The sequence below is a fragment of the Rhodoflexus sp. genome, from assembly GCF_053489755.1.
Map to the genome: position 1 here is coordinate 1 of NZ_JBRCHD010000024.1, position 5,275 is coordinate 5,275.

The window sequence follows — 5,275 nt, forward strand, 5'->3', positions numbered from 1 at the left end:
GAAAGTAGAGCGTTTTTTTGCCTGGCTACAAAACTTCAGACGATGCGTAACCAGATACGAATATCATTTAGACAATTTTGCAGGATTTGTCAAACTGGCTGCCATGATTATACTACTTAGACAGTTTTGAGATGAGTTGTATAACATATATACGCAAAATTGAGTTTTGAGATAGCTTCTATCACTGTTCAAATTATGAAAAATACTCGCCATTTTTGCTTAACTTTAAGTGTGATTTTGGTACAAAATAAAACAAATAGCTGATAATCAGTAACCAAAAGGTCTAATACTTGCGCCAAAGCCGAAGTTCAGCTTAAACAGTACCTCAAAGACTATGAAAAAATCCAAAAATACTTCACCAAACAAGATCAAGACATATACCTGAAATTAAAGCCATACCTGAAAACAGCCATTGAACATGCTCACAATATGGGAAAATTTGAATCTGACGCTCCTGATAAAGCTGTTTGTGAAATGTATTTGCTTTTTTGGACAGAAGAACTGAAAAAGTATTATGATTATTGAGAATAGTCTGCCAAAATGAATTGAATGCCACGTACGTTTTATCCCGTAGGGATTGCCTATTGGTAGCATTCAAACCTTGCTACTACCAATATTTAACCCCGTCGGGGTAATTTTTCCGTTGTTAAATTCATATTGGTATTACCTTAGCAAAAGCCCGCACCCAAGCACTAAACGAGCTGATAATCGCTCCTTAAATCAACAGCAGAAGAATCAACCAATTAAAACCAAGCCATGCCAGCACAAATCAACCAAATCGTAAAGAACCTAAGCCCTAACGAGCCGGTGATTATCAACCAGATACAATCATTAGGCAGCAGCATATCTATCAAATTTACAGGGGTTAATTCTAACCGCGTGGGTAGTAAAGTATTAAATCATGCACAGTTCGAAGCGCTGGAAGTCGTGGCTGAGGATGGCTCTTTTAATTTTACGGGCGACCCTGTACGCTTTGCCTTATTTGCCGAAGCCGAACGCATTAAGTCTGCCTATCAGTTTGACCCGTTGTTTGCGGTCAATTGCAGCATTGTAGATCCACTGCCGCATCAGATAGAGGCTGTTTACAAATTTTTGCTGCCCCTGCCCAAAATCAGGTTTTTACTTGCCGATGATACCGGCGCAGGAAAAACCATTATGACCGGACTGCTCATCAAAGAAATGATGATGAGGGGCTTGGCCGAACGCATTTTAATCGTTACGCCGGGCGGTCTGACCAAGCAATGGCAGGAAGATGAAATGAGCATCAAGTTTAACATGCCTTTTACGCTGGTAAACAGAGGCTTATTTTCCGCAGACCCTAACATATTCCACACTGCCAACCGCGTAGTAACCTCTATTGACTTCATTAGTCGTGAAGATGTGCTGAACGTGGCAAGTAATTCACACTGGGATCTGGTGGTATTTGATGAAAGCCACAAACTTTCTGCTTACGACTATGGCGCTAAACAATATCTCTCTCAGCGATACAAAGCGGCACACACGCTTTCTAAGCAATGTGAGCATCTCTTGCTGCTGACCGCTACCCCACACAGGGGCAGAAAAGATACCTTCAAAAAATTGCTGCAACTGCTCGATGAAGACATTTTTCCCACCAGCGATATAGCTTCGGAAAGAGTGCGTGAACTGGAACACAATGGCATCAATCGTTTCTTTATCAGGCGCTTGAAAGAGGATATGAAAGACTGGCAGGGAAAACCCTTGTTCAAGCAGCGCTATACCAAGACTATTTCTTATCAGCTGACACCGGAAGAAAAAGAACTTTACGATGCTGTAACTACCTACCTGATCAGGAAAAAGGGGGAAGCCTCTGCCACCCGAAACATCCACGTTTCGCTCGCGCTTACTGTGATGCAGCGCAGGCTGGTAAGTTCCATTTTTGCCATTAAAAATACCTTAGAAAAAAGATGGCGGGCTTTGCAGGGAATTGCCGACGAGGTTTCCAAAAATCCCGGACTCTGGAGTCAGCGCCATAAGCTGGACTATCAGGTAGATGATATCGAAGGCTATGATGAACTCGATGATGAGGAAAGAGATGCACTGGAAAACATCATGTCCGATCCTAAGAAATTCAAGCTCTTCACCACCGCAGGTAGCATCGCTGAAATCAAGCAGGAAGCTGCTGAGGTGAAACAACTCTATGAAATGGCAGACAGCCTCCTGAAACGACAACAGGCAGAGAAGAAGTTTTTGGAATTGGAAAACCTCCTGCGCAGCAACGGAGTAACCGATGGTGAAAAACTCGTCATTTTTACCGAACATAAAGATACGCTCATCTACCTGCAAAAAAGACTTGCCCAAAGTGGAGGCTATGGCGTAGCTACCATCCACGGCGGTATGTCATTAACAGAACGCCGGCAGGCACAAGCCGATTTTGCCAAACCCGATACGCAAATTCTGATTGCTACCGATGCAGCAGGGGAAGGTATCAACCTCCAGTTTTGCCGGCTGCTCATCAACTGGGATATTCCTTGGAACCCCAACCGCTTAGAGCAACGCATGGGGCGTATCCACCGCTACGGACAAAAGCAGGATGTGCTGGTATTCAATATGGTGGCAGGCAACACCAAAGAGGGCAACGTATTGCAATGCCTGCTCACCAAGCTCGACATTATCAGAGAAGGCATTGGCGACGACCGCGTATATGATGTCATACAAGACGTATTGGAAGGAGTAGCTATGGACGACATCATTGATTCGGTGTTTAACGGCAAGGAAACACCTTTCAATCAATTTCTTGCGCAGGACAATGCCGCATTGCAGCAGCAGTTTTCCGAAAAAATCAAAGAACAAAAAGAGAAACTCTCGCACAGCGCTGTTGATTTCAGAGATGCACGCTTGCTCAAAGAAAATTCTGACGAGAAGCGATTACAGCCCATCTACATTCGCTTGTTTTTTGAAAAGGCATTCAAATACCTCGGCGGCTCATTTACCGAAGTGCGCAATGACGTTTACCGCATTGATACCATGCCTGAGCCTATGATTGCCGAACTTCGAATCAAATACAATCAGTATTACGACAAACTCAAATCAAATCTGTTCTGCTTCGACAAGCATAAATTCCTTGATTACCAACAGGCAGGCGACTTGGGCAATGTGTATTACATCAGCCCAGGGAGCTTTATCTTCGATAGCTTAGTAACAGTTGTGCGCAACCGATTCAGGGAAGATATGCTCAAAGGAACTATCCTGATTTCCCCTGATGACAAGGAAAGTTACTTTGCCTTTTTTGTGAAAAGCCAGATTATTGATGAACGCACCAACCGCCATGAGGAAAGTATTGCCGATGAACGCCTGCTGATGGTGATCCAAGCCCCCAATGGCGAACTGGGGATTACCTCTCCTGCCAAATTCATTGACTTGCATCCGCCGACCAATTTTGCCAAACTCATTAACCCGCCCGGCGCGATGAGTATTGACAAAGTGCTGGAATGGTGCTTTGAACAAATCACGGTAAAGCAGCTGCAAGAAACCGCTGCATGTGTGCAGAAAGACTGTGCCGAGCGTAGAAATTATCTCGAGGCTGCTTTTACACGCGTCATTATTGACTTACAGGCTGAAATTCAGGAAATGCAAAGCAAGCTCCTGCTCGGCGATACACGCGTGCAGGAAAAAATCAGCAAGAAACAAGAGCGCATTAACGAGCTGGTGCGTAAAAAGCAAGTGCGCCTCTTGCAACTGGAGCGTATGGAGCAACTCAGCCCCAAGCCACCCGAAGTGCTTGGCTGTGCCTACGTAGTGCCGCTAACGCAGGTAGAGTACAATAGGCACTACGGCATGAGCCGCGACGATGAAGCCGAAGCCATCGCCATGCAAACTGCCATGCAATTTGAGCGCGACAATGGCTGGCAGCCTACCGATGTAAGCGCCAACAATGAAGGCTATGACATCAGAAGCATCGGCCCTGAGGAGTTGAAGCGATACATCGAAGTAAAAGGCAGAAACGGCAGCGATGGCAGGGTCGTGCTAACCGAAAACGAAATGAACCGACTCGAACAACTCGGAGATTCATCATGGCTCTACATCGTGCTTAACTGTAAAACACAACCCGAACTCTACCGCATCAAAAATCCAGCAAAAAATCTCAAATTTGAACCTTTGAGCAAGGGTATTCAGTACCTTTTGAAAGAGGACGAGTGGAAAAGTAAAATGTAGAACAAACGGATAACCCCTACGGAGTACAGCTGTTGGTTTGGATGTGCATCTGCTACCGATATACAATCCCTACGGGATAAAAATGTTTGTGCTACCTGTCGCTAACAAAATACATTGCCCCTTACACTTTGAAACCTTAGCGAACTTTATCACTTTTGGGAACATAAATAAAACTGCTCGCTATGCCTCTGCCCCCAAAAAAACTCATAGAAGTCGCTTTACCGATTAAAGAAATATCCGCCGAAAGTGTGCGCGATAAATCCATTCGGCATGGGCATATTTCTACCCTGCACCTCTGGTGGGCGCGAAGACCCCTGCCTGTGTGCCGCGCCGTCGTGTTTGCAAGCCTCGTTCCCGACCCCTTAGACCCCAACTGTCCGCAGGCGTTCCGCGATGCGGTGCAGCTGCTGCTCGGGCAACCCTTTGCCATCACAACGGGTGGCGCAGCAATAGACTGGTGCAAACCTTATGACGATATTCCCTGGACTCCCATCTTTGACCCCATGGAGGACAACCTCCGCAACCGCCTGCAAATGTTCATTGGGAAGTTTACCGACGAAATGCAACAACACCTGCTGCACAAAACGTCCAAGCCCGATGCAGGCAAACAACTTACCAATGCCAGCCTTATCAAGTGGGAAAACAAAAACAACGAAGTCATTATCGGTATGGCGCGGCAGCTGATTTTTGTCGCGCATCAGGCGTTGCATGGCAATGAGCAAACCGCAGCCGAACTTTTAGCCCACTACGAGCGCCTCTATGCCGCCATCCGACAGGCAGAAGCCGAACTTTATGCCCTGCCCGACCGACACCTGCACAGCCCCCAAGTAGCCGCCAAAGAAGCTGCCCTGCAAGCCGCTATTGAGGCTTTTCAACACAACATGCCCCGCGTTTTTGACCCCTTTGCCGGTGGCGGCGCTATTCCACTGGAAGCTGCCCGACTCGGCTGCAAAAGCTATGGCAACGACATCAACCCCGTGGCGCACATCATACAGAAAGGCAGCCTCGAGTTTCCGCAGAAATACGGCAAGCCCATCACCTACACACGCGAGGAATTTATACGCCTCTACGGACAAGCCGCCAATAACTCACAACTGAACAC

Annotated in this window: 2 protein-coding genes; both read left to right on the forward strand. The window is 46.6% G+C overall.

Annotated features, from left to right (window positions below):
- Positions 1 to 756: 756 nt before the first annotated feature.
- Entirely contained in the window at positions 757 to 4,173 is a 3,417-nt protein-coding gene (locus ACWIP2_RS05620; RefSeq protein WP_448518928.1) for a helicase-related protein, read from the forward strand.
- Between the two features lie 182 nt (positions 4,174 to 4,355).
- A partial coding sequence (locus ACWIP2_RS05625) for a DUF1156 domain-containing protein (protein ID WP_448518929.1) occupies positions 4,356 to 5,275 on the forward strand: 920 nt, incomplete at its 3' end.